At 71.0% G+C, this 23,364-nt stretch carries 24 protein-coding genes; 8 read left to right on the top strand and 16 right to left on the bottom strand.

What is annotated here, in order from left to right:
• Nucleotides 1-144 precede the first annotated feature (144 nt).
• A complete protein-coding gene (locus ACFWX1_RS22435) occupies nucleotides 145-288 on the bottom strand; it encodes a hypothetical protein (protein WP_378390208.1) in 144 nt (47 codons plus the stop codon).
• A 382-nt stretch (nucleotides 289-670) separates the two neighbouring features.
• On the opposite strand from ACFWX1_RS22435, the gene ACFWX1_RS22440 reads away from it, so the two are divergent.
• Nucleotides 671-1,420: a BTAD domain-containing putative transcriptional regulator gene (locus ACFWX1_RS22440; protein ID WP_378390210.1), complete on the top strand. Its 750-nt coding sequence runs from the start codon at nucleotides 671-673 to the stop codon at nucleotides 1,418-1,420.
• Nucleotides 1,421-1,444: 24 nt separating this feature from the next.
• Here the strand turns inward: ACFWX1_RS22440 and ACFWX1_RS22445 are convergent, their stop codons facing one another.
• The 3 genes from ACFWX1_RS22445 to ACFWX1_RS22455 form a co-directional block, all read right to left on the bottom strand.
• Nucleotides 1,445-3,598: a trehalase family glycosidase gene (locus tag ACFWX1_RS22445; protein WP_378390212.1), complete on the bottom strand. Its 2,154-nt coding sequence runs from the start codon at nucleotides 3,596-3,598 to the stop codon at nucleotides 1,445-1,447.
• A 150-nt stretch (nucleotides 3,599-3,748) separates the two neighbouring features.
• A complete protein-coding gene (locus ACFWX1_RS22450) occupies nucleotides 3,749-4,081 on the bottom strand; it encodes a hypothetical protein (protein ID WP_378390213.1) in 333 nt (110 codons plus the stop codon).
• 83 nt (nucleotides 4,082-4,164) lie between these two features.
• Entirely contained in the window at nucleotides 4,165-5,460 is a 1,296-nt protein-coding gene (locus ACFWX1_RS22455; protein WP_378390214.1) for an erythromycin esterase family protein, read from the bottom strand.
• Nucleotides 5,461-5,526: 66 nt separating this feature from the next.
• Between ACFWX1_RS22455 and ACFWX1_RS22460 the strand changes: the two genes are divergently transcribed.
• Nucleotides 5,527-6,066 (top strand): helix-turn-helix domain-containing protein, encoded by a 540-nt coding sequence (locus ACFWX1_RS22460; RefSeq protein ID WP_378390216.1) that lies wholly within the window; start codon nucleotides 5,527-5,529, stop codon nucleotides 6,064-6,066.
• 49 nt (nucleotides 6,067-6,115) lie between these two features.
• On the opposite strand, the gene ACFWX1_RS22465 is transcribed toward ACFWX1_RS22460, so the two are convergent.
• Nucleotides 6,116-6,988, bottom strand: a complete 873-nt coding sequence (locus ACFWX1_RS22465) for an NAD(P)-dependent oxidoreductase (protein ID WP_378390218.1) — start codon at nucleotides 6,986-6,988, stop codon at nucleotides 6,116-6,118.
• A gap of 11 nt (nucleotides 6,989-6,999) precedes the next feature.
• The gene (locus ACFWX1_RS22470) at nucleotides 7,000-7,872 is read right to left on the bottom strand and encodes an NAD(P)-dependent oxidoreductase (RefSeq protein WP_378390220.1); all 873 of its coding nucleotides are present in this window, start codon (nucleotides 7,870-7,872) and stop codon (nucleotides 7,000-7,002) included.
• Nucleotides 7,873-7,966: 94 nt separating this feature from the next.
• Here ACFWX1_RS22470 and ACFWX1_RS22475 point away from each other — a divergent pair, with 94 nt between their 5' ends.
• Nucleotides 7,967-11,104, top strand: a complete 3,138-nt coding sequence (locus ACFWX1_RS22475; protein ID WP_378390222.1) for a BTAD domain-containing putative transcriptional regulator — start codon at nucleotides 7,967-7,969, stop codon at nucleotides 11,102-11,104.
• On the opposite strand, the gene ACFWX1_RS22480 is transcribed toward ACFWX1_RS22475, so the two are convergent.
• The 4 genes from ACFWX1_RS22480 to ACFWX1_RS22495 form a co-directional block, all read right to left on the bottom strand.
• Nucleotides 11,101-12,579 carry a class I adenylate-forming enzyme family protein gene (locus ACFWX1_RS22480; RefSeq protein ID WP_378390224.1) on the bottom strand — a complete coding sequence of 493 codons (1,479 nt, stop codon included), beginning with the start codon at nucleotides 12,577-12,579 and terminating at the stop codon, nucleotides 11,101-11,103. The two genes, ACFWX1_RS22475 and ACFWX1_RS22480, sit on opposite strands and share 4 nt — an antisense overlap.
• A 90-nt stretch (nucleotides 12,580-12,669) precedes the next feature.
• The gene (locus ACFWX1_RS22485; RefSeq protein ID WP_378390226.1) at nucleotides 12,670-13,536 is read right to left on the bottom strand and encodes an SAM-dependent methyltransferase; all 867 of its coding nucleotides are present in this window, start codon (nucleotides 13,534-13,536) and stop codon (nucleotides 12,670-12,672) included.
• A gap of 79 nt (nucleotides 13,537-13,615) precedes the next feature.
• Nucleotides 13,616-14,419, bottom strand: coding sequence for an aminotransferase class IV family protein (locus tag ACFWX1_RS22490; RefSeq protein ID WP_378390228.1), 804 nt, complete (start codon nucleotides 14,417-14,419; stop codon nucleotides 13,616-13,618).
• Nucleotides 14,420-14,517: 98 nt separating this feature from the next.
• Nucleotides 14,518-15,234, bottom strand: a complete 717-nt coding sequence (locus tag ACFWX1_RS22495; protein WP_378390230.1) for a S1 family peptidase — start codon at nucleotides 15,232-15,234, stop codon at nucleotides 14,518-14,520.
• A 269-nt stretch (nucleotides 15,235-15,503) separates the two neighbouring features.
• On the opposite strand from ACFWX1_RS22495, the gene ACFWX1_RS22500 reads away from it, so the two are divergent.
• A complete protein-coding gene (locus ACFWX1_RS22500) occupies nucleotides 15,504-15,869 on the top strand; it encodes an RNA-binding S4 domain-containing protein (RefSeq protein ID WP_378390231.1) in 366 nt (121 codons plus the stop codon).
• Here ACFWX1_RS22500 and ACFWX1_RS22505 read toward each other — a convergent pair.
• Nucleotides 15,866-16,534: a TetR/AcrR family transcriptional regulator gene (locus ACFWX1_RS22505; RefSeq protein WP_378390233.1), complete on the bottom strand. Its 669-nt coding sequence runs from the start codon at nucleotides 16,532-16,534 to the stop codon at nucleotides 15,866-15,868. The genes ACFWX1_RS22500 and ACFWX1_RS22505 overlap by 4 nt on opposite strands.
• 76 nt (nucleotides 16,535-16,610) lie before the next feature.
• Here ACFWX1_RS22505 and ACFWX1_RS22510 point away from each other — a divergent pair, with 76 nt between their 5' ends.
• Together ACFWX1_RS22510 and ACFWX1_RS22515 are read left to right on the top strand one after the other, a co-directional pair.
• Entirely contained in the window at nucleotides 16,611-17,528 is a 918-nt protein-coding gene (locus ACFWX1_RS22510; RefSeq protein ID WP_378390235.1) for an MBL fold metallo-hydrolase, read from the top strand.
• 40 nt (nucleotides 17,529-17,568) lie between these two features.
• Complete coding sequence (locus ACFWX1_RS22515) at nucleotides 17,569-18,135, top strand: cysteine hydrolase family protein (RefSeq protein WP_378390237.1); 567 nt, start codon at nucleotides 17,569-17,571, stop codon at nucleotides 18,133-18,135.
• Between the two features lie 29 nt (nucleotides 18,136-18,164).
• Here the strand turns inward: ACFWX1_RS22515 and ACFWX1_RS22520 are convergent, their stop codons facing one another.
• The 5 genes from ACFWX1_RS22520 to ACFWX1_RS22540 form a co-directional block, all read right to left on the bottom strand.
• Nucleotides 18,165-18,494 (bottom strand): transcriptional regulator, encoded by a 330-nt coding sequence (locus tag ACFWX1_RS22520; protein WP_378390239.1) that lies wholly within the window; start codon nucleotides 18,492-18,494, stop codon nucleotides 18,165-18,167.
• Nucleotides 18,481-18,987, bottom strand: a complete 507-nt coding sequence (locus ACFWX1_RS22525) for a hypothetical protein (RefSeq protein WP_378390241.1) — start codon at nucleotides 18,985-18,987, stop codon at nucleotides 18,481-18,483. Before ACFWX1_RS22525 ends, ACFWX1_RS22520 begins: the two co-directional genes overlap by 14 nt.
• Before the next feature lie 116 nt (nucleotides 18,988-19,103).
• Nucleotides 19,104-19,907 (bottom strand): phosphatase PAP2 family protein, encoded by an 804-nt coding sequence (locus ACFWX1_RS22530; RefSeq protein WP_378390243.1) that lies wholly within the window; start codon nucleotides 19,905-19,907, stop codon nucleotides 19,104-19,106.
• Nucleotides 19,908-19,965: 58 nt separating this feature from the next.
• A complete protein-coding gene (locus ACFWX1_RS22535; RefSeq protein ID WP_378390245.1) occupies nucleotides 19,966-20,874 on the bottom strand; it encodes a serine hydrolase in 909 nt (302 codons plus the stop codon).
• A complete protein-coding gene (locus ACFWX1_RS22540; RefSeq protein ID WP_378390247.1) occupies nucleotides 20,871-21,755 on the bottom strand; it encodes a LysR family transcriptional regulator in 885 nt (294 codons plus the stop codon). The genes ACFWX1_RS22535 and ACFWX1_RS22540 overlap by 4 nt, the downstream gene beginning before the upstream one ends.
• Nucleotides 21,756-21,859: 104 nt before the next feature.
• On the opposite strand from ACFWX1_RS22540, the gene bla reads away from it, so the two are divergent.
• Entirely contained in the window at nucleotides 21,860-22,777 is a 918-nt protein-coding gene (bla, locus tag ACFWX1_RS22545; protein ID WP_378390249.1) for a class A beta-lactamase, read from the top strand.
• The gene (locus ACFWX1_RS22550; protein ID WP_378390251.1) at nucleotides 22,774-23,310 is read left to right on the top strand and encodes a D-alanyl-D-alanine carboxypeptidase family protein; all 537 of its coding nucleotides are present in this window, start codon (nucleotides 22,774-22,776) and stop codon (nucleotides 23,308-23,310) included. The genes bla and ACFWX1_RS22550 overlap by 4 nt, the downstream gene beginning before the upstream one ends.
• The last annotated feature ends 54 nt before the right edge of the window (nucleotides 23,311-23,364 follow it).

The following is a 23,364-nucleotide window of genomic DNA, read 5'->3' on the forward strand; positions in this document are numbered from 1 at the left end:
GCCGCCGTTGCTCAAAAAACGCCTCGCCCCCCCCTCCCCTATGTGGGGGGCGGGGGGGGTGGGCCCCCCCCCCCGGACAGGACACCGACACGGTCATTCACCGCGGCTCGCCGGGCACGTCCCGGCCGCCGCCACGGCGGGCCCTTACGCGGCCACCAGAATCGGGTTCGGCTTGCCGCACGCCCGCACGAACGGCCGATAGTGCCGGCTCCAGCAGAAGACACAGCCGATCGTCTTCACCATCGGCTTGGTCCCCGGCGTCGCCGCCGCCCGGGACAATGTGCTCATCCGTTTCATCCTTCGCCACCTCCTCCCCGTGCCGCCGGCGCCGCCCGCACACGATCGGGAAATGCGTGCGACGCGACATTCGCCGGCTCGAACAACCAGAACGGCGACGACGCTAGGACACGGCAACTAATTCCCGCCAAAGGCGCGATTAAGGCAGGAATGCGGATAACCCGGCAAAGCGAAGTCGTTCATGGACAGTGCGTCACGAAAAGAACTGGTAACACCCGGCCATGGTATTCCGACGTTACGATCGTGACGCCCGTGTCCGCCGCGATACGACACCACGCGGACGCGGTGCGGGCCGTCAAAGGGGGACACAGTGGCCGCACACGACGTTGACGAATTTCCGCTGGAGTTTCGCGTGCTCGGCCTCATGGAGGTGATGAGAGGCAACACCCGGTGCACACCCAGCGCGCCGAAGAAACGCGCCGTACTCGCCATTTTGTTGCTGCACGCGAACCAATTCATTCCGGTGGATCTGCTGGTCGAGGTCCTTTGGGGCGGTCACTCGCCCACGAAAGCGATCCCGGCCCTTCACGTGTACATCGCCGCGCTGCGCAAGGCACTCGCGCCGGGCTGCGACCGGCACCCGCAGCCGCTGATCGAAACCTGGCCGAACGGCTACCGGCTGTGCGCCGATCCGGAGCGGATCGACCTGTACCGGTTTCACGGACTTGCCGAGCAGGGCGACCGGGCCATGCTGGACGGGCGCCCCGACCAGGCGTCGACGTTGCTGGGCACGGCGCTGCGCATCTGGCGCGGCCCGGCACTCGCCGACATCGCGGGCATCGGCCTGCTGCGCACCTACGCGGACGGGCTCGACAACACCCGGCTCGCCGTGCTGGAACGCCGGATCGAGGCCGATCTCCGGCTCGGCAGGCACGCGCTGGTGGCCGACGAACTGGAAACGCTCTGCCGGCGGCATCCGCTGCGGGAGTCGATGCACCGCCAGCTCATCATCGCCCAGCTGCGCTCCGGCCGGCGCGCGGACGCGCTCGCGTCGTATCAGCGCATCCGCCGCGAACTGATCGAGACTCTCGGCCTCGAACCCGGCGAAACGCTCCAGAGCACCCTGCAGGCTGTCCTGCGGGGTGCCGAACCGGACCACGAACAGCACCCGCAGGGCAGCTGAACCGCCGGGCGAGCACGGCCGTGCTCAGCCGGCGGGCGGGTCGGCGAGCAGGGTCAGCACCAGCGCGGCCGACCAGCTGAAGTTGGTGGCGTTGCGGCCCTCCCCGGTCACCGAGTTGTAGTTCTCCCTGATGGGCGCGTTTCCGCTGAGCCCGGCCGCGTTGGTCATCAGCTTGTCCCGCGCCCGGCGCGCGTCGCCGCCGTAGCCGTAGGTTTCGAGCGCCTTGATCCCGAAGTACGCCTGGTCCACCCAGGTGGTGCCGCGCCAATAGCCGTTGGGGTCGAACTTGGCCGAGTTCCGCGCCACGGTCGGGAAAGGCACGGTGGTGGCGAACTGGTCCGGGTCGATCAGGCTCTGCCGCACCCGTGCGGCCTGGCCGGGGGCCGCGACGCCCGCCCACAACGGGATGAGCGCTTCGGTTCCCTTTCCCCGCTCGACGAGCGGCCGGTGCGTGTCGATGTCGACGTCGTAGAAGAAGCCGTTTCCGCGGTCGTACATGAGTTCGCGGACGCGTGCGGCGAGCGCGTCGGCCTGCCGGGTCAGCTCGCGGGCCCGCGAGTGGTCGCCGAGCGCGCGGGCGATCTCGGCGAGATAGTGCTTGTCCGCCACGAGATAGGCGTTGAGGTCGACCGATTCCTGGTTGAGCGAGTAGCCGGTGACCCGCCCCTGCGCGTCCTGATTGGTCAGCACGTGCAGGGTGGTGCCCTTGTCGAACCGAGGCGCGTCGTCCATCCCGCTCTCCCAGGCCGCCGCCTCCAGCCGCGTCGCGTCGTCGCGGTTGAGCGGATCGACGGTGGCGCCGTATTCGGCGAGGCCGTCGCGATCGTGGTCCCGGTTGCGGAACCACCAGTCGTGCTGGGCGAGGAGTTTCGGGTACAGCTCGCGCAGGAACGCGAGATCGTGGCCCTGCCGGAAGGTCTGCCACACCGCCCACGCGCCGAGCGGCGGCTTGGTGTTGCGCAGGTTCACCCCCGGACTGTCCATTTTGTACATCACGACGTCCGGCAGCATCCCCGCGTCCTGTCCGCGACCCGGGGTGGCGGCGGTGATCTGGTGGTCGTACACCGAGCGCAGCACGGACTCGGCGAGTCCGGGCGAGAACCGGGCGGCGCCGACGGCCTCTTTGAAGCTGTCCCAAGGCCAGTAGCCCGCGGCGAAGTCGCTGTTGGTCACCGACGGCGTGATCCCGGCATGGTGCAGATCACCCGCGGCACCCCGCCAGTTGGTGGTCAGCGTCTCGATCGCCTTGACCGCGGTGCGCCGCTCCCCCGGCGCGACTCCGGCGAGCCCGCGACGCAGATATTCGCGCCAGCGTTGGTCGACCCGCTCCGCCGCCAGACGCGGAGCCCACGTTGCCGGCCAGAGCGTCCTCGCCTCGCGATCGCGCTCAGCCGCGGTGAACGTGTAGCTCTCGCCCCAAGCCAGCTCGCTCGCCGCGCCGGGAGCGAGACGAAGCGCGTCACGCCGGGTGGTCCGGTAGCCGTCCCCTGTCACAACGGTGGACACCGGTTCCGGGTGGACGACCCGGAACTCCTCGGTGCCGTCGGTGACGAACTTCCCCGGCTCCCGCACCTTGGCGAATTCCACCCGGACGCCGTCGCGATCCCCGCGCAGCCGCGGCGCCGAACGCACCGGTTCGGTGCCGTGGCGGAGCAATTCGCCGTTCCACGAGACGCGGATGGCCCGCGGACGCGGCGAGAGATTGCGAACCCGCGCCTGCACGAGAGCACTGCGATCGGAGACGAACCGCAGGCCGAGTTCGACTTCGAGACCGGGCAGCCGATAGGTCTGCACCAGACGGCCCGGGTAGGCGTGCATCTCCGGCGCGGGGTCGGCCGAGAGCGGGATCGCGCGCCCGGTTTCGTCCTCGGCCAGCGAGATCCGGGTGAAGGCCTGGCTCAGGTACCAGGGCCCTTCCTGGGCGAGGTAGAGCGGCCCGGTGAACCCGCCGTAGTGCGCGGTGTCCCCGGCGGCGGGCAGCGCGTAGGCGTGCCAGGCCCCGGCGTCGGAGAACACGGAGATCGGGTTGGACTTCGGCGGTTCCGCGCGATCCGGGGTGCCGCGCTGATCGAGCACGTCCGCGTAGCCGCCCACGTCCGCCTCGGCACCCTGCTGCGCCGTCGCCGGGGTGGCCCCGAGCGTGGCCGCGAACGCGATCACCGTGCCGAACACTGCCATGACCCTGCGCACCCCTGCGTACCTCCTTGTACGACATTGCACGACGCTGTACGACCTGTACGACCTGTACGGCGAATCCGCGGGCCACAAGCCCGCGCGGCGGCGGAAGAGTCGCTCAGGGGTTCCCTGGCGCTCGCCGATTCCCCGCGCTCAGCGAGGGCGCCGCACCGGCCCGCCCGCGCCGGGAGCGGGGCCGGGCCGGGCGACGGGGCCGCGCCCGGCAGGCGGACGCGGCTGACGGGGCGGGGCGCCCTGCGGCGCACGGGCGGGCCCGGCGGCCGGGCGGGGACGGCGCTCGTCCGGGTCGGGCCGGTTCACCCACGAGTCGAACAGGACGATCAGCCCGGCGAGCACCAGGAAGATGAGCCCGAAGCCCAGCCCGCCGGACACCGCGAGCAGGACCGCCACCAGCACCAGGGGCAGCGCGGCACACCAGCAGTACGGATCGATTCGCCCGAACAGCGGACGCCGTCTCTCCGGCACTCGTTCTCACCTCAGTCATCATCGTGGTCTCCCCCGATGGTTCCACTTCGGCGGGCGCGGTGCCATAAGCCCAGGTCGCACGGTCAGCGAGTGGGGAATCGCTTCCGCACGTCGGGGTGCGAGCGGGCGACGACGTCCGGGTCGGGATCGGCACCGCGGACGTGTGGCAGATGCACGAGGACGTCGTAGGCGGCCAGCGCGTCCACGTCGAGGTAGTGGGTTCCCATGAGCCGCTGCCGGGGTGCCGCGCGCACCTTCGCCGAGTCCTCCGGGGACAGCCGCCGCAGGTCGACGCCGAACGGGCTGTCGTGACTCGCCGCCAGGAGACCGTCCAGGCTGTCCGGCTCGGGCGGCTCGAGGTCCATGAAGATCTCGCCCTGGTAGAACTCCGGACGCTCGGTGAGCGTCTGACCCGACCCCAGCGTGACGCCGATGACCACGTAGTCCTCGCCCAGCCGGTCGGCCAGCCGCAGCCCCACCGGCGTCGCGGGCGGCGTGCCCGGCGGAGAACCGGGCAACACCCCGGAGGCACGCTGGATGTGGCCGTTGTGCTCGCCGAGCACGATCCGCTCCTCCCGGCCGAGCAGCCACTCGACCGTCTCCGCGACCGTGGTGTCGCGAACGGTGAGCACCCCGTGCCGCTCACCCCGGATCAGCTGACGCACCACCAGATCGATCGTGACCGCCTCGCGCAGCGAGCGGAGCGCGCGCTCGTAGTCCTCGACGGTGGTCGCGCGGATGTAGTCGAGCCGCCTGCCGGTGACGTGCGCCAGCAGTTCGGCGAGACCCGCGGTCAGCGCGTCCCGGCTCTCCTGCGCGAGTTTTCCATACGCCGCAATGCCTTCGGGGATGGAGAACGCGGAAGGGATCGCGAAGGCATCGGCGGTTTCGCGTATCTTCGGGTCCGGGGTGAACCCGGGATCGGCCTTGGCGAGGTAGGCGGTCACCGCGTCGAGACTCGGCAGCAGGGACACGACCGAGCCGCCGAGGTCGGTGCCGTAGAAGCCGAGCGGCCGATCGTGGCCCCGCATCCACTCCAGATGCGCGCGCAGCTGCGGCCACAGGCCCATCAGCGAGGTCAGGCCTTCCGCCATGACCTGGCTCAGGTCTCCCTCGCCGGTGCGGATCCAGTCGTGGACCAGCCAGCTTTCGGTGAAACCGGTCTCCATCGCGTACGCGCTGAAGCCGTGCCGCTCGACCAGATACCGCGTCAGCCGGTGGCGCAGCATCAGGTTTTCGGTGAGGTAGTGGGATCCCTCCCCGATCGCCACCACCCTGGCGTCGCCGACCACGTCGTCCAGCCAGGCGAGATCGTCCAGCGGCCCGTCCGGATCCAGTGTCCGCAGCGGCCGTACCGCCCGCTCACTCAGTTTGGTCATCGTCCAACCCCCTGCTCTCCGCATTCCCAATTTTGATAACGGTAGCAGATATGGGAACGTCTGGCCGTGAACACGCTCGACCTGCTGCTGCACCCCGTCCGCAACCGCATCGTGCAGGCGATGTCCGGTGACCGCGTCCGCACCACCACCCAGCTGTGCGCCCGCCTGCCGGACGTGCCCAAGACCAGCGTGTACCGGCACGTCGGCCTGCTGGCCAAGGCCGGAATCCTGGAGGTCGTCGACGAGCAGCGGGTGCACGGCGCCGTCGAGCGCTACTACCGGCTCCGGCGCGAGAACGCGAAGATCGACCTGGACCTCGCCAAGACCATGACGCTGGAGGACCATCGCCGCGCGTTCACCGGGGCGATGGCCGCGCTGCTCGCCGAGTTCGGCAACTACCTCGACCGGGAGGACGCCGACCCGCCCGCCGATCTCGTCGGCTACCGGCAGGGCATCGTGTGGCTCACCGACGAGGAGCACGCCGAAATGGTCGAGGAACTCGTCGCGCTGTTCCGGTCCCGCTGGGAGAACTCCCCCGCGCCGGGCCGCCGCCCGCGCCTGGTGAGCGCGATCTTCTTCCCCGCCGAAAGCCCCGACGGTCTGTGAAGGCCTCCTTCACAGCGTTGAGCGCCGTGAAGGAGGCCTTCACGGACGGTCAGCTCGCCTTGCCCCGGATGACCTCGATCAGGCTGGTCCAGCTGTCGCGGGCGTGCCCGGCGGCGATCGCGCGGTCGTAGAGCGCCTTGACCGCGGCGGGCAGCGCCGAGTCGATCCCGGCGTCCCGGCTCGCGGTGTGGACGTGCTCCGCGGTCGCACCCATCATCAGCACGTTCGCCTTGTCGCCGGGATGCTTGCCGGAATCGATGTACTCCGCGGACTCGGCGAGCAACGAGGACGCCAGCGCGAGATTCTCCTGCGCGTAGGGAACCAGCGTCTCCGCGCTCACCCCCGCCGTGCCGAGCAACGCGCCGGCGTGCAGGAACCCGGACAGCGTGGTGAGGAACAGGTCCAGCAGCGCCTGGTAGTACAGCTGCGCCAGGCCGGGGTCGGCACCCCGGTAGTCCGGCCGTCCGATGACCGCGAGCAACGGCTCGATCCGGTCGAACGTCGGCCGGGACCCGCTGTAGAACACGAAGGAATGCTCGGTGCCCACCACGGGCGCGGGCACCATGACGCCGCCGGCGATCAGCTCGGCGCCGCGCGCGGCCAGCCACTCCGCGGCCACCCGGGTCCGCTCCGGCGTGTCCGAGCTGAGGTTGACCACCACCCGCCCGCGCAGAGCCTCGCCCTCGGGCGCGAGGAGGTCGTACATGGCCTGGTAGTCGGTCAGGCTGAGCAGGACCACCTCGTGCGCGGCCAGCGCCTCCGCGACCGTGCCCGCGCGGGTCGCGCCCTCGGCCACCAGCTCGTCCGCCCGGCTCGCGGTCCGGTTCCACACCGTCACCGGACGCCCCGCGGCCAGGTAGGACCGCACCATCGCCTGACCCATCGGGCCGAGCCCGATCATCGTCAAACCCTTGTCGTTCATAAGTTCCCTCGCTATTTCTTGAGAAGTTCGATCACACCGGTGACGTCCTCGGCGCCGTGCCCGTCCTCGACCCGGCGCTTCAGCAGCGGCTGCAGCGGCGCGAGCAGTTCGAAGCTGACACCCTGGTCCTGGGCCACCGCCGGGAAGTTGCCGAAGGCCGCCTCCTGCATGGCCAGGTTCGACACGACGTCCTGTCCGTAGTCACCGCTGTCGATCTGCGCGGCGGCCCGCTCCACGTAACCGCCCATCGCGGTCAGCCAGCCCTGCAGCAACGGCGCGAACTCGCCCGCCGCGATCCCCGCGCTGCGGATCAGCGCGAACGCCTGCAGGACCCCCGCCATCTGGCCGTACATCCCGGACAGCAGGGCGAGATCGTGCAACGCGGCGAATCCCGGATCGTCGCCGACGTAACGGCTTTCGCCGAAGACGTCGAACACCGCGCGGTGCGCGTCGAACGACGGCCGGTGCCCGCTGTAGAACACGAACGCGCCCGCCTGGCCGATCATCGGCGGGATCGCCATGATGCCGCCGTCGAGGAACGACGCCCCGCGCGCGGACACCCATTCGTCCAGCTCGCGCGCCTGCCGCGGCGTGCCGTTGGTGAGGTTGACCACCACCTTGCCCGCCAGCGCGTCCGCACCGGCGCCGAGCACGTCGCGCACCGAGCGGTCTTCCAGCAGGCAGACGATCACCAGTTCGTTCGCCGCGATCGCTGCCGAGGCGGTCTCCGCCGCCACGGCCCCGCGCTCCACCAGGGGCGCGGCCTTGCCCGCCGAGCGGTTCCACACCGTCACCGGGTGTCCCGCGGTCAGCAGCGCACCGGCCAGCGCGCTGCCCATGGCGCCGAGCCCGAGCACGGTCACCGGTGTCCTTTCCTCGGACATGTTCTCCTCCAGTTCGTCGGTCTGCCGATCACGCTGCCCGCACGCGCGCACGGTTCGCTGCGGGTCCGCGCACGACGCCGGTTACGGTGGGTTCGTGCGATTCGGGATCCTGGGGCCGCTGGCCGTGTTCACCGGGGACGGCCGGCCGGTCCGGGTGCCCGAAGCGAAGGTCCGCACCCTGCTGGCGGACCTGCTGATCCACGAGGGACGGCCGGTCTCCGCGGACAGGCTGGTCGACGATCTGTGGGGCGAGCGGCCGCCCGGTAACCCGGCGAACACCCTGCAGACGAAGGTCTCCCAGCTGCGCCGCGCGCTGGAACGCGCCGAGCCGGGGCACGGCGGCGGGCTCGTCGTGCACCAGGCGCCCGGCTACCTGCTGCGGATCGAGCCGGACGCGCTGGACACCGCACGATTCCGGGCACTGACCGAGCAGGCGGGCGGCGTCGAGGATCCCCGGGCCAAGGCCGCGCTGCTGACCGACGCGCTGGCACTGTGGCGGGGTCCCGCGCTCGCCGAATTCGCGGACGAACCGTTCGCGCGGCCGGTGATCCAGCGGCTCGAGGAGGACCGGCTGGTCGCGCGGGAGAACCTCGCCGAGGCACGGCTGGCGCTCGGCGAGCACGCCGCCCTCATCGGCGAGCTCACCGACCTGGTCGAGCAGCACCCCCTGCGGGAACGGCTACGCGCACTGCAGATTCGCGCGCTCTACGCGTCCGGCCGGCAGAGCGAGGCACTGGCCTCCTACGACGAGGTACGTCATCGTCTGGCCGAGGAGCTGGGCCTCGACCCCGGCCCGGAATTGACCGCGCTGCACCGCTCGATCCTGACCCACGATCCGGCGCTCGACGCCCGGCCGTCGTCCCCCCTCCCGGTGCCGCTGACCGAGCTGGTGGGCCGGACGGCCGCGGTGCGGGCCGTGCGCGCGCTGGTCGGCGAGTCCCGGCTGGTGACGCTGACCGGGCCGGGCGGCGTCGGCAAGACCCGGCTGGCGCTGGAGACCGCGCATCAGCTCGCGACGGGCTTCGGTTCCGGAGCCCGGCTGGTCGAACTCGCCGGGCTGGAGCGGCAATCCTGCGAACTGACCGCCTGCCCACCGGAGGAGTGGGTGGTGGAGGCGATCGCCGCCGCGCTCGGCGTCCGCGACGAGCAGACCCCGGCGCACCCGTCCGATCCGGCGGCCCGTCTCGCGGATTCCTTGCGGGGCAAGGAGATCCTGCTCGTCCTGGACAACTGCGAGCAGGTGATCGAACCGGTCGCGGCGGTCGTCGCGCGGCTGCTCCGAGCGGCGCCGGGACTGCGGATCCTCGCCACCAGCCGGGAACCGCTCGGGCTGGCAGGGGAAACGCAGTTCGCCGTCCCGCCGCTGGACTCCGACAGCGCGATGCGGCTGTTCGCCGCGCGTGCCGCCGACGCGGCCGGAGAGTTCACTGTGGACAGTGACAACGCCGACGCGATCGCCGCGATCTGCCGGAAGCTGGACGGATTGCCGCTGGCGCTCGAACTCGCCGCGACCCGCGTCCGCGCGCTCGGCGTCGCCGAACTGCTGCGCAGGCTGGACGACCGCTTCCGGGTACTGGACACCACGCGCCGCGGGGCGCCCGCCCGGCAGCAGACCCTGCGCGCGATGATCGACTGGAGCTGGGAGCTGCTGACCGAGCCAGAACGCCTTGTCCTGCGCAGACTCGCCGTGCATCCCGAGGACTGCGCCCTGGACGCGGCGGAGGCCATCTGCGCGAGTGAGGACGCGGGTCCCGAGCACGTTCTCGGCCTGCTCGCCAAGCTGGTCGACCGCTCCCTGGTGACGCCGGCGGGCACCACCGAGCCGCGGTACCGGCTGCTGGAATCGGTGGCGGAGTACTGCCGGGAACGCCTGCGCGACGCCGGGGAGTTCGACGCGGTGCGGCGTCGGCACGCCGATTACTACCTGGGGCTCGCCGAGCGCTCCGACAGTGGTCTCCGCGGCCGCGAGCAACGACGCTGGCTGCGCCGGCTCGACGCGGACACCGCGAATCTCCGTGCCGCACTGGAGAATCTGGTCGTGTGGGGCGAGCCGGACCGGGCCCTGCGCATGGCGAACGCCCTGAGCTGGTACTGGTTCCTGCGCGGCAGGCTCGCCGAGGCGACCCGCTCGCTGCGTACCGCGCTCGCCCTGTCCGGCGGCGACCCGGCCACGCGAGCGGACGCGCGGGCGATGCTGACCGGGATCGGGATCCTGGCGGGAGAAAAGGCCGAGCAGCCCGCCGACGACACGGCACCGAGTACGCGGGCCAGGTGGTTCCTCGGCTATGTACTGTCCACTGTGGCCGATCTGTCCGGGGCCGAGCGGCTGACCGAGACCGCGCTCACCGAGTTCGAGGCGACCGGCGACGACTGGGGCATCGCCGCCGCCTGCAGCGATCTGGCCAGCCAAGCGCTGGCGAAGGGCGACGTCGCCGAAGCGCGCCGCAACGCCGATCGCAGCGCGGACCTCTTCGGTGAACTCGGCGACCGGTGGGGGCAGCTGCAAGCCTCGTTCGCCCAGGGCATCCTGGAAACGATCGCCGGTGACTACGCCCGCTCCACCGCGCGGTACGCCGAGGGCCTGCGGATGGCCGAGGAGCTGGAGCTCTGGCCGGAGGTGTCCTACCAGCTGTCCTGGCTGGGCCGGGCCGCGCTACTGCGGAAGAACTACGCGCAGGCAAAGGACTTTCACGAACGCGCGAAGCAGGTCGGCGTCGAGCACGGCTTCCGGCCCGGCGAGATGTACGCGCTGACCGGGCTGGCGCTCGGTGCCCGCCGGGAAGGCGAATTCGACGTCGCCGAACAGCATCTGCGCACCCTGCTCGCCTGGAACCGCCAGGTCGACTTCGAGCCCGGCAACACGCTGATCCTCGCCGAACTCGGTTTCATCGCCGAACTGCGCGGCGATCCGGAGGAAGCGCTGAGGCTGCATCGCGAAGGCTTCGCCGTGGCGCACCGGTTCGGTGACCCGCGCGCGATCGCGCTGGCCTTGGAGGGATTGGCCGGGGCGCACGCGCTGAGCGGCGCGCATCGGCGGGCCGCCCGGCTGCTCGGCGCCGCCGCGGCGGCGCGGGCCGGGGTGGGCGCCCCGCTGCCCGCCGCCGAACGCGGCGACGTCGACCGGATCACCGACCTGACGAGCACCGCGCTCGGCGACTCCGTCTTCGCCGAGGAATTCCGCCGGGGCGGCAAGCTGGGAGCGGACGCGGTCCTCGAAGGGTCCCTGGCCTAGACGAACTGGTCGCCCGACGCGCGGAGCTGCCTGCGCAGGATCTTGCCGTTTCCGTTGCGCGGCAAGGCATCCAGCCAGACGACGTCGTGCGGCACCTTGTACCAGGACAAGCGGGAACGGACGAGGTCGATCAGCTCGGCACCCAGCGCGTCATCCGGCTCGGTGCCATTTCCGGGAGTGGCCACCACGTACGCGCGGAGGCTGGTGTCGCCCGCCGCCCGCCGTGCGGCGCTGACCGCCGCTTCGAGGACGCGCGGATGGCTTTCGAGAAGCCTTTCGACCTCACCGGGAACCACGTTCTGCCCGCCGATCACCTCGACGTCGTCGAGCCTGCCGTGGGCGTGGACGATCCCGTCCTCGTCGATCATCGCCAGGTCCCCGGTCGGCCACCAGGTGTCGATCAGCTGGTCGGGACCGAGGCCGCCCCTGGCGACACCGCGCGTGGCGAAGGGGACGCGGATGTGCAACTCCCCTTGCGTGCCCGCGGGCACGTCGTTCCCGTCGGCGTCGACGATGCGGATCGGCCGTCCTTCGAAGGCGGGCCCGACCGCCGACGGCGCGTCGTACTCGGCGGGCCTGCCGGCGGCGATCCCGCCGATCTCGGTGGCGCCGTAGAGATTCAGCAGCCGGCCCCCGAAGATCGGCACCAGCTTCTCGCGCAGCCGCGCCGAGAGCACCTCCCCGGCGCACATCACCTGCCGGAGCCTGCCGAGCACCTCGGCGTGGCCGGGCTCGAGCAGCAGCCGCGCCAGGAAACTCGGCTGCGCGAACAGGGCCGTGACCTCGTGGCGGCGCATGAGGTCGATCGCCGCCGCCGGGGTCGCGCGCGGCCGCGAAAGCACCACGGCCTGCCCGGTTTCGAAGGTGGTGAACAGCGAAAAGCCCAGCCCGCCCAGGAAGTACATCCGGGACACCGAAAACCCGACGGTCCCGGGCGCCGCCTCGGCGAGCGGGCCGCGCCAGCCATCGAAGTTGCGGTGGAGGTAGAAACACAGCTTCGGCGCGCCCGTGGTGCCGGAGGTGAAGACCGCCAGCGCGGGAGCGTCGCCGCCGTCGGCGAACCGCGTGTCCGGTTCGCCCGCGGCCAGCGTTCCGGCCCGGGTGACCGGCACCAGGCCCGCGGTGTCGAGCCATCCCGCGGTCTCCGGGTCGGCGACAGCCAGCGCGGGTTCCGCCGTCGCGACGTCGCGGGTCAGATCCTCTTGGCTCATCTGGACATTCACCGGTACGGCGACGACACCGGCCTGCCAGGCGCCGAGCAGGCACCACACCAGCTCGATGCTGTCGGGCAGCGCGAGCAGGACCCGGTCACCAGGACGCAGCCCCGCCGAGCGGTACCCGCCGGCCACCCGCGCCGCACCCGCGAACACCTCGGCGAACGTCCACGCGCCGTCTTCGGCGAGAAAGGCCGTCCGCTCGTTCCAGCCATGCTCACGGACGTGCTCGGCCAGACGGTGTGTCAGATTCTCGGACATCCGTCCAGCGTTCCGGATCGATCACCGCGTGACCACCGAACCGGCCCGGTTGGCGAAGATTCCCTCACGAGCGAGGGGAAGGCTCGCCGCTCAGGCGCGCGGAACTTCGCCGACCGCCGCCCAGTAGAACGGACGGACCGCGTCGCGCTGCAGGATCGGGAACAGCACCTCCGGGGTTTCCGGGCGCCAGTCGGTCAAGTGCACGATGCCCGGATCCACCAGGTCGAACCCGTCGTACCAGGACGTGAACTCGGCCTTGCCGCGCAGCCAGGCCGGGTTCTGGGTGTTGCGGTAGGCCTCCGCCAGCGCGCTGATCTGCGCCGCGCCCTCCGCCGGGGCGTCGTCGGTGGTGATGTGGCTGATCGCCAGCCAGCTGCCGGGGACCAGATGCTCGCGATACCGGCGGATGATGCCGGGGACGTTGTCGGCGCCGCCGACGAAGTGCAGCACCGACACCATCAGCACACACAACGGCTTCTCGGGGTCCAGCAGCCGTTCCGTGGTTTCGTGCTCGAAGATCTCCTCCGGTTCGCGCAGATCCGCCCGGACGATCCCCGCCCAGCCGGTGGCCTCCTGCTGGTCGAGGATGTGCTCCGAATGCGCGACCGCGACCGGCTCGTAGTCGACGTACACCACGCGCGCCTCGTCCAGTTCCGGCGCGTGCCGCCGCACGATCTCGTGCACGTTCCCGACGGTCGGCACCCCGGATCCCAGGTCGAGGAACTGGGTGATCCCCGCGTCCAGCGCGGCCCGCACCACCCGGCCGAGCCACTGCCGGTTCGACATCGCCAGCGGTTTGATCAGCGGGAACTGCTTGTCCGCCCGTTCCCCGAAGTCGCGGTCGACCGCGTAATTGCTCTTACCGCCCAGATACCAGTCGTAGATCCGGGCCGTGCTGGGCCGGTCCAAGTCGACCGCGCCCGGCGCTTCCGGCGCATGCTGCCCATCGGCACTCACGAATCCGCTCCCTACCGCCGCCCGACACCACGGACCCCCAGCGTAGCGATCTCCGGAAGGTCACCGGATTCAGGCGCTCTCAGAACGCGGCGAAGGGTTCCTCCCGGTAGGCCCGGTGAAGCGTTTCCAGAAAGGCCGGCGCCTCCGGCAGGGACACCGAGCCGAGCCGGTGGACCGCGACTCCCGGAGTCCACGAATTCATGACCACGGCGCCGGAAAGCGACGGCAGATCGGCGAGGGTGACTTCCCGGACGCGCTGGGGAACGCCGAGCCGCTCCAGTTGCCGCCGGAGGATGCCCATCGTGATCCCGCCCAGCACCGCGGCTTCCGGCCACACCACGGCGGTGCCGTCCCAGAAGGCGAGGTTCCAGATCGTGGCCTCGCTGAGGCGTCCCCGGCGGTCGAGGAAAGCGGCGTCGTCGAAACCGTCCTCGATCGCCTTCCGGAGGAAATACGTCTTGGCCACCTCGCCGACGTGCTTCACCGCGGGCAGCGTCCGTTCGTGCTCCACCGCCGCGAGCGCCAGCGGCCCGTCCGGACCGGACGCGGGCTCCCGGGTGCGGACCAGGATGTCGAGCTCCGCCTCGGGTCCACTGTGGACGAACTCGCCCGACGGCGAATACACCACCGCGGTCAGCGAAAGATCCTCCGGACCCGCTTCGATCGCCTTGCGCAGGCAGGACCGCACGTGCTCGTCCGGCAGGGCGTGGCCGAACATCTCCACCGAGGCGACCCGGAGCCGCTCCAGATGAAGGTCCAGACCACGGACACCACCCCCGCGCACCTGCATGGCGGTGAAATGGGCGTAACCCGCGAAGGCCAGCGGCGCCAGTTCGGCCGCGGTGGCCGCACGGCCATTGCGTTGCACGACGTGAGAACTCATACCGGCAGGCTAGGGCTTACCACCGATGTGAAGGTCAAGCCGGCGGTGTCGTCCGGTCCCGGCGTCAGGAACCGGACGACACGCGAGGCGAGTCCGGGTCAGACGCCCGCGACCTCCTGGATCCAGGAGCGGTACTGCGTGATGTTGGTGTAGTTGGTGACGCTCTGCCGGTCACTCGTCGAGGCGACGCCGACCTGGCGCCCGTTGCCCATCATCGGGCCGCCCGAGTCGCCGCCCGCGGTGATGCCGTCGCCGTAGGTCGCCTGAACCGCGACTCCCCCGAAGGCGTCGGACGAGTTGACCGAGTCGACGTACACGTTGGCGTACTTCAGCAAACGCGACTGGCAGTTGATTTCCGAGCCACAGCGGCTGGTCGCGCCCCAGCCGTAGACCTGCACGGTCTGCCCGACGTTGACGTCGTTTTCGGTGCCCAGCGGCGAATAGGTGGCCTGGACGCTTTGGTCGAGCTGCACGAGGGCCAGATCGGCGCCCTCGGGATTGATGACCGCGTCGACGCCGTTGACGACGGTGCCGCCGGTGGTCTGGTCGAGGCTCCCGACCCGGAAGGAGTAGGAATTGCCCGCCTCCGCACAGTGGCGGGCGGTGAGAATCCACGTCGGCGCGATGATCGTGGCCGAGCAGGCCTGCCGCCCGTCGACGAACATCCGGGCCGCCCACGGCGCGTTGCTCGCGTACTGCCCGCCGATGATGGCGGGCTGGGCGCCGGAGGGTTCGGTGGCCGAAGCCGCCGGGGCCATTCCGGCGAGGGCGAGCGTCGCGCCGGCAAGGGTCATGGAGAAACGAACCAGTTTCATCGATCACTCGATTCCGCGGCGGAGAGCCGCTGCAGAGTGGAATCAGGACACCCCTAGCGTCACTCGATCGAGTGATCCCCCGGTACCTTCGAAAGTCGATTCCCGCGCTATTCCCCGAATTAACGGCCGACTAAAGTACCGGCGGCGAAGCCGGGTTTGCCCGATAGGTCCAGACCAATGGGTCTGGACAACCGGCGAGCGCGCCGGATTCGGCGGTAAGCCGGGCCGGGGGCCCGGTGGTCCGCGCCGATGGGTCATGATGACGTGTTGTGGAGTCCACTCGCGTAGACCGCTGGCTGTGGGCGGTGCGGCTGGTCAAGACCCGGCCCGACGCCGCCGCCGCGTGCCGGGCCGGGCACGTGCGCGTCAACGACCGGCCGGCCAAGCCCGCGACGACGGTGTCACCCGGCGACGAGATACGCGCCCATCTGAACGGCACCACCCGGATCGTCGAGGTGACCAGGGTCATCCAGAAACGGGTCGGGGCGGCCGACGCCGCCACGTGCTTCATCGACCGGACACCGGCTCCGCCGCCGGAGGCGTCCGTGCCCGTCGCCCGCCGCGAACGGGGCGCCGGACGGCCGACGAAGCGGGAGCGCCGGGTGCTCGACAGGTTCCGCTCCAGCGGCCGCTAGGACTTCCGCTTCGCGAGACGTTCGGTGTGCGCGGACCGGGCCCGTGGCCGGTCCGCGGATCGGGCAGGCTCCGCCGCCAGGCCGGTGAGGACGGCCCGGATGAGCCGTTCGGTCTGGCCATCGACGTCGCGTGGGCTGTCGAGGCACATCAGCCCGTCGCCGAGCAGCGCGGCCAGACCGTGCATGGCCGACCACAGGACGAACTCCGCGCCGGGGCGCGAGGACGCGGGCAGGCCGCCGGCTTCGACGAGCCTGTCCAGTTCCTCGGCGAGCACGTCGTGCGGATGCGGGGAAACCGGGGTCTCGGGCTCGCCGCGGTGCGCCCCGAAGACGAGGCTCGCGACGGACGGATCCCGCAACGTCCAGCGGACATAGCCACGGCCGACGGCGATCAAGCGCGCCTGCGGATCCGCACGCTGCCCGCGCGCACGCCCCGCGACACGGCTCAGGTGCTCCCCCAGCCCGGCGAGCACACGCCAGGACAACGTGCGGACCAGCGCGTCGCGGGACTCGAAGTGGTGGTAGGCGGCGCTGGGACTGACCCCGATCCCGGCCGAGACCTCGCGCAGGGACCAGCCCTCGGCGCCACGTTCCCGCACCAGGGATTCCGCCGCGTCGAGCAACGCGGTGCGCAGGTCACCGTGGTGATAACTCCGTCCGGCCATGCCATGATCTTAGCAGTGTTCAGATTGGTGCTACGTTGGGGAAGTAATCTGAACACCGATCAGATAGGACCATGACATGAGCACCGAACTGCCGGAAGTACACCTCGCGCCGGAGCCGATCGTGCGCGGCGAGCCGGTCGAGGTCGCCGACGGCGTCTTCGTGATTCCCGACAACCGGGTGCCGCTCGTCCCCAACGTCGGCATCGTCGCCGGCACCCGCGCCGCGCTGGTCGTCGACACCGGTTTGGGCCCGCGCAACGGAAAGTACGTGCTCGAACAGGCCCGGCGGCTCGCCGGCGACAAGCCGCTCTACCTGACGACGACGCATTTCCACCCCGAACACGGCTTCGGCGCGCAGGCGTTCAAGGGCGCCGCGACGATCGTCGCCAACCGTGCCCAGCGCGACGAACTACGCCGCAAGGGCGCGGGCTACCTCGGCATGTTCAGCGGCTTCGGGCCCGCCATCGCCGCCGAACTCGAGCACGTCGAACTGACCGAGCCGGACCTCGTCTACGACGGCGACCGGATGGAGATCGACCTCGGCGGGCACGTCGTGGCGCTGCATAGCTGGGGCCCGGCACACAGCGCGGGCGACCAGGTGGTGTCCGTCGACGATCGCGTCCTGTTCGCCGGGGACCTCGCCGAGACCCGCATGTTCCCGCTCGCGCCCTGGTTTCCCCCGCACGACACCGACGCCGACCCCGGCGCGTGGCTCGCGGTACTCGACCGGATGCTCGCCCTCGAGCCGGCCGTCGTCGTCCCCGGCCACGGCGAAGTCACCGACACGAGCGTGATCACCGAAACCCGTGACTACCTCGCACACATCCGTGACGAGGTCGGCCGCCTTCGCGCCGGGGGAACCACTGACGACGAGGTCGTCGCGGCGATCGACGGCGCCGCCCGTGCTCGCTGGAACACCTGGGACAACCCCGAATGGATCGCCTTCACCACGCGGGCCTTCCTGGACGGCGAAAATGTCGGTGGTGCGGCCTAGCATGCCGTGATCGGGTTCCCCACTGGGAGGAAGCAGCGGCATGACCACACTCGCGGACCGGCCGAACACGGCCCTGCTCGTCATCGACGTGCAGAACGGCGTCATGAAGGGGGCGTACGACCGGGACACCGTCGTGGCCAACATCGGCACCCTCGTCGAGAAGGCGCGCGCGGCCGGGGTCGAGGTCGTCTGGATCCAGCACAACAACGAGAACCTGGTCCGGGACAGCGAGAGCTGGCAGTACGTGCCCGAACTCGTCCGGCGGGAGCCCGAGCCGGTGGTACAGAAGAGATACGGCGATTCCTTCGAGGAGACCGAACTGGAGTCCGTACTCGCCGCCCGCGGCGTCGGCGCGCTCGTGCTGGCCGGCGCGCAGACCGACGAGTGCGTCCGTTCGACCCTGCACGGGGCGATCACCCGCGGCTACGACGCGACGCTGGTCAGCGATGCCCATACGACGGAGGACCTGACGTCCTACGGCGCCCCGCCGCCGGACAAGGTCATCGCCCACACCAACCTGTACTGGCAGTACCACGAGGCGCCCGGCCGGACAGCGGGCACGGTCACCACCGCGGACATCGACTTCACCGCGAAGCCGCGCGTCTAAAGGGGTCCGCGCGGCCACGCGGGAACCGCTCAGTGCGGTCCTTCCGCGTGGTGCGCGCTGCCCGTCTCCTCCGACTGCGCCACAATCTGATGCAGCGCCGCGACATGGGCCCGCAGCGCCTTGTGCCCGAGGTCGCTCAGATTCAGCCAGGTACGCGGGCGCTTGCCGACGTAGCCCTTCTCGATCTCGACGTACTCCGCCTTGGCCAGGTTCGTGATCTGCTTGGACAGAGCCGAGTCCGACAGGCCGACCGAATCGCGCACCCAGCCGAACTCGGCCCATGTGGTGGCACCCAGCAGGGCCACGATGGACAGGCGGGTCGGGTCCAGCAGGAGCGGGTCCAGCTCAGGCGCGGCCATCGGCGGAGCCTCCGTGACGGCTGCGCGCGGCCAGCGCGGGCAAGAAGCTGTTCAGTTTCCGGCCGAACAGGATCAGCGTGAGCCCCAGCACCGCGCCAAGGCCGGTGCTCAGGTAGGGAACGAACACTTTCAGGTGGAACATGGTGGCGAGGATCGAGGCCGCGCACAGCACGGCGAACACCAGCAGCGCGGCGGTTGCGAACTTCGGCGGGACAGCACGCCGGACAGGCTGAGCACCGAGCCCGAGCAGCACCCCTCCCCGGCGGGTGCGTTTGGCCACCAGGTAGCTGACGAGCAGCCCGGCCATCGCCCAGTTGCTCCACGCCGTGGCGCTCGGCAGGAAGTCGTTCGACGCCAGGTACAGGAAGATCACCACGCCGAACACGATGTCGGCCCAGCGCGCCCCGCGCTGGGAGCCGAGTGCCTGCTCTTTCCGCTGGTCGATCTCACGTAACGCGTTCGCTGCCTCTTCGGCGGACGGACGTTCGGTCATCACTGTCCCCTTGATTCTTTCTTGACTGGAAGCTCTTTCCCCTAAGGAAAGTAGATGCTCACTTTCCTCCCAGTCAAGTACTTGCCCCAAGAGGCAGTGAGGACTCGCCGGAAGACTCAGGCGCGAGTGGCCGGCACCGGTTCCGCCCGGGAAAGCACGGCGAGGAAGATCACCACGGTCAGCGTGCTGAACGCCGTCGCGAGGGCGCCCGCGACCGGGAAGAGCGGCTCCCCTGCCACGCGAGCCACCGCCCACACGCCATAGCCGAGCAACGGCACGATCCCGAGCAGGCCGCCGAGCAGCCGCTCACGGGAAGTGAGCACGCGGGCCCCGCGCCGGACGAGCGCCGCCACCCCGAAGCACGCGACGCCGAGGGCGAGCAGATTTCCGCCGGCGGTGTCGCTGAGCCGGTGCCAGCTGAGCGTCATCGTCATCTCCGCGACACCGAGGACCGGCACCGCGCCCACGAGCGCGGTCACCCCGCGCCACGCGGGCGGCACGACGATGAGCAGGCCGAGCAGCGCCGAGGTCGCCATCGCGACGTGACCACTGGGGAAACTGTTGTCGGGATTGGCCGGATCGTCGACCAGGTTCGGGCGGACGAGCACCCAGCGCACCAGGATCCGATCGAGCGCCGCGGTCACCACGATGACCGCCGCGCCGGCGGCCGCGAGCGCCGGACGACGGCGCAGCAGACCGACGAGCACGACGAGAAGCAGCACCGCGCCCACGGAGTACTCGTTGACGTGGTCCAGCCAGAACGTGGCACGCACCACGGACGGCGTCTCCGGCGACATCGGCGCGCGCTGGAGCACGGCGAATTCGAGCGCCTGCCCGCGATGGGTCCAGACGAATCCGAAATAGACCGTCACGAATCCCACGACACAGGCGACCGCGGCGAGAGCCGGAAGACGGGTCACGCGGCCGGTTCCGCGCGACCCGGCGGACACCGTCTGTCCTTTGTGGATGGACATCGGGTCAGGCCGCGCCGCCGCGCAGGTGATCGCGCAGCGTCCGCGCGACGCGGGCCATGAGCACCTCGGCCTCGGGCTGGACGCCGGCGGGCACCCGGGATTCGGTGAGCGCGGCGACGGCGAACACCTGGCCGTCGGCGTGCTCGACGACGCCGACCTCGTGCCGCAGGTTCAGCAGGGTGCCGGTCTTGGACGACCACCGCGCGGCGTCGGAGGCGAAGTCCGGGGTCAGGCGGTGGCGCAGCAGGTTGAGGCCCATCAGCTCGCGCACGCGCTCGGCGACGTCCGGGTCGATCTTGGACGGCGTCCACAACGCCTGCGCCAGATCGACGAACGACCGCGCCGAGCCCGCGTTCGCGCGGGTGACGTCGAGTTGGGCGATCCGGTGCCCCTGCCCGGCCGTCACGGCTCCGATCGCCAGCGCGTGGGCCAGGTCGACGTCCGCGGGTTCGAAGCGTTCGGCGGGGGTGTCGAGGAGATCGCCGACCAGATGCCGCACGAAAATGCCCGACAGGCCCCATTCGCCGAGCATCCGCATGACCTCGGCGGGCGGAGTCAGCTCGAACAACACGTCGGCCGCGGTGCCGTCGCTGATCGCGACGGACAGGTAGAGCAGATCGTCGATCGCGATGCGGGCGGGATGCCGGAACCGGGTCAGCCCGGTCGGCCCCGGCGTCGTGTTCTTGCCGGGCGCGACCTCCAGCGGCGTGGCGCCGTCGAGTTCACCGCGGCGGATCCGCTCCAGCGTCGCGAGCACGAGCGGGACCTTGACCAGTGACGCGATCGGGAACTGCAGATCCGGGTCGATCCCCAGCTCGGTCCCGGACCGCAGGTCGCGGACGAGAAAAGACCCGCGCAGCCCGCCGTCGTCCAGCTCGGCCCGCAGCTGCCGGATCAGGCCTTCCGCGATCACCCGTCCCCTTCCTTCCCCGGCGCGCCGAGACAGCGCGCGACCCCCTCCCGCAACCGGACGCGCAGGTGGTCGGCGTCCTCGCCGAAACCCGCCGTGACGTCGAAGCCGCGCGCGAGCCGGATCTCCCCGATCGGCCGCCACTGTAGCCCGAGTTCGCGAGCCTGCTCCGCCGAGCACAGCAGCAGATCCGCCGAACCGAGGACGCTCGCGGCCGCCGAGGTCAGCGAGTCGGCGACGGCCACCTGCGCGGGCCTCAGGCCCACCGCGTCACGGACGCGCAGCACCCGGTCGCGGACGTGCGGGACGTCGTCCTCGGGCTGGATCCAGACCCGGCGCCGCGGCGAACCGGACCGCCCGGCACGCAGCGTTTCCAGATGGACCGCGGCCGCCTGCGGCCTGCCGACCCCGGCCAGGCCGAGCGGGACGACCCACACCGCGTCCTCGGCCGGGACCGCCGTGATCGCGGCCCGCACCTCGTGACTCCGGACGAGCTCGGCGCGTTCGCCCGGTGGCGCCGGGCGAAATTCGAGGAAGATCTCCAGCGCGCGAGCCTCCGCGCCGAGTTCGGCGAGGTCGCGCGTCGGACAGGTCTCCGGCACGGCCACCAGCAGCGGCTGGAGCTTGGCCAGCTTCGCGTCGTGCTCCATCGCGTCGGCCAGGTGCACGAGACGCTTGGCCGACGGCAGCATCGCGCGGCCGAACGGGGTGAGCCGCGCCCGGCGCGTGGAACGGTCGAACAGCCGCTCGCCGAGCCGTTGTTCGAGCGCGGCGATGCGGCGGCTCGCGACCGGCTGGGGAATGCCGGCGACCGCGGCACCGGCGGTGAAACTCCCGGTTTCGCTCACACTCACGAACGCCTTGCAGCTGCCGACGAGGTCCACCACCTCACTCTATGCGATTTCGGCATCAAACCGCTCATTTCTGTCTTGGACAGCATGAGCCGGACTGGGGAGACTGCGGACATCCCGATGACGAAAGGATTCCCGTGGCGATTTCCGCTGTCCGGCGAGTGGCCCTCACCGCGTTAACCCTCATCCCCCTGGTGGCCTGCTCCGCGCCCCAGACCACGGCCGCCCCCGCGTCGCCGTCGGCCCAGCAAGCGGCCTCGACGCAGCAAACGGCGGCGTTCGAGCAGCTTGAACGCACCTTCGACGCCCGACTCGGCGTCTACGCGGTCGACACCGCGACGGGCCGCGAAGTCGGCTACCACGCCGACGACCGCTTCGCGTACGCCTCCACGCACAAGGTGTTCAGCTCCGGCGCCCTGCTGCAGAAGATTCCGGTCGGGGAACTGGAGCGGAAGGTCACCTACGGCACGAACGACCTGGTGCCCAACTCGCCGATCACGAAACAGAACCTCGGCACCGCCCCGACGGCGGCCATCTCGCTGCGCGCGGCCATGGACGCCGCCCTGCGCTACAGCGACAACACCGCGGACAACCTGATGTTCCGCGAAATCGGCGGCGCGGCGGGGATGGCCGCGGCACTGCGCGGTGCCGGGGACACCACCACCCACGCCGACCGGATCGAACCGGACCTCAACGAGGCCACGCCCGGCGACATCCGGGACACCAGCACCCCGCGCGCCTTCGCGGGCAGCCTGCGCGCGTTCGTCCTCGGCGGCGCGCTGCCCGAGGACAAGCGCAAGGTCCTCACCGACATGATGCGCGCCAACACCACCGGGAACGCGCTCATCCGGGCGGGCGTGCCCGCCGGCTGGCAGGTCGCCGACAAGACCGGCGGCGCCGACTACGGGACCCGCAACGACATGGCCGTGATCTGGCCGCCGCAGCGCGCGCCGATCGTGCTCGTGGTCTTCTCCGACAAGAAGGCGAAGGACGCGAAGTACGACGACAAGCTCATCGCGCAGGCGACCACCGCCGCGCTCGACCCCCTCCGGTGAGCAGACGGCGTCGCGACCCCGGGTACCGGCTGCTCACCCGCTGGCTCGCCGTCCTGCTGCTGCCGCTCGCCTGGCTGACCGCGCCGCGGCGCGCCCGGCACGTCGCGTGCCAGTGGGCGCTCGCGGCCCGGTTCCCCGCCGAGGACCTCACCGGGCTGACCCCGGCGGCGCGCGCCGCGTTCACCGCGGCCCGCACGCGGGCACTGTGGCTTGACGGCCTGCCGATCGGGCTGACCTCGGGGTATCGCGACGCCGGGGAGCAGGAGCGCCTGTTCGCCGCCGAGGTCCGCCGCAGCGGTTCGCCCGCGGCGGCCCGGTCGCGGACGCTGCCGCCCGCCGAATCCCGGCACGTCGCGGGAACCGCGCTGGACGTGCGCCCCACCGAGGGCGCGCGCTGGCTGGAACTGCACGGCGGGCGGCACCACCTCTACCGCGTCTACGACAACGAATGGTGGCACTTCGAATACCGGCCCGAGGGCCCGCCGCCCCGCCTCCCCCACCCCGGCGCGCGGCTCGACGAGGCCCGCTGCTGAAGGGGACTTTCGTCTCGTCGCATGAGCTGAAGGGGACTTTCCTCGCATGTGACG

The organism is Amycolatopsis sp. NPDC059021, assembly GCF_042739895.1.
Classification (GTDB): Bacteria; Actinomycetota; Actinomycetes; order Mycobacteriales; family Pseudonocardiaceae; genus Amycolatopsis.

What these genes read in the sequence shown, in the direction of transcription:
- ACFWX1_RS22435 (WP_378390208.1), bottom strand. Translation starts at nt 288, where the DNA reads ATGAGCACATTGTCCCGGGCGGCGGCGACGCCGGGGACCAAGCCGATG.
- ACFWX1_RS22440 (WP_378390210.1), top strand. Translation starts at nt 671, where the DNA reads ATGAGAGGCAACACCCGGTGCACACCCAGCGCGCCGAAGAAACGCGCC.
- ACFWX1_RS22445 (WP_378390212.1), bottom strand. Translation starts at nt 3,598, where the DNA reads ATGGCAGTGTTCGGCACGGTGATCGCGTTCGCGGCCACGCTCGGGGCC.
- ACFWX1_RS22455 (WP_378390214.1), bottom strand. Translation starts at nt 5,460, where the DNA reads ATGACCAAACTGAGTGAGCGGGCGGTACGGCCGCTGCGGACACTGGAT.
- ACFWX1_RS22465 (WP_378390218.1), bottom strand. Translation starts at nt 6,988, where the DNA reads ATGAACGACAAGGGTTTGACGATGATCGGGCTCGGCCCGATGGGTCAG.
- ACFWX1_RS22470 (WP_378390220.1), bottom strand. Translation starts at nt 7,872, where the DNA reads ATGTCCGAGGAAAGGACACCGGTGACCGTGCTCGGGCTCGGCGCCATG.
- ACFWX1_RS22480 (WP_378390224.1), bottom strand. Translation starts at nt 12,579, where the DNA reads ATGTCCGAGAATCTGACACACCGTCTGGCCGAGCACGTCCGTGAGCAT.
- ACFWX1_RS22490 (WP_378390228.1), bottom strand. Translation starts at nt 14,419, where the DNA reads ATGAGTTCTCACGTCGTGCAACGCAATGGCCGTGCGGCCACCGCGGCC.
- ACFWX1_RS22495 (WP_378390230.1), bottom strand. Translation starts at nt 15,234, where the DNA reads ATGAAACTGGTTCGTTTCTCCATGACCCTTGCCGGCGCGACGCTCGCC.
- ACFWX1_RS22505 (WP_378390233.1), bottom strand. Translation starts at nt 16,534, where the DNA reads ATGGCCGGACGGAGTTATCACCACGGTGACCTGCGCACCGCGTTGCTC.
- ACFWX1_RS22510 (WP_378390235.1), top strand. Translation starts at nt 16,611, where the DNA reads ATGAGCACCGAACTGCCGGAAGTACACCTCGCGCCGGAGCCGATCGTG.
- ACFWX1_RS22515 (WP_378390237.1), top strand. Translation starts at nt 17,569, where the DNA reads ATGACCACACTCGCGGACCGGCCGAACACGGCCCTGCTCGTCATCGAC.
- ACFWX1_RS22520 (WP_378390239.1), bottom strand. Translation starts at nt 18,494, where the DNA reads ATGGCCGCGCCTGAGCTGGACCCGCTCCTGCTGGACCCGACCCGCCTG.
- ACFWX1_RS22525 (WP_378390241.1), bottom strand. Translation starts at nt 18,987, where the DNA reads ATGACCGAACGTCCGTCCGCCGAAGAGGCAGCGAACGCGTTACGTGAG.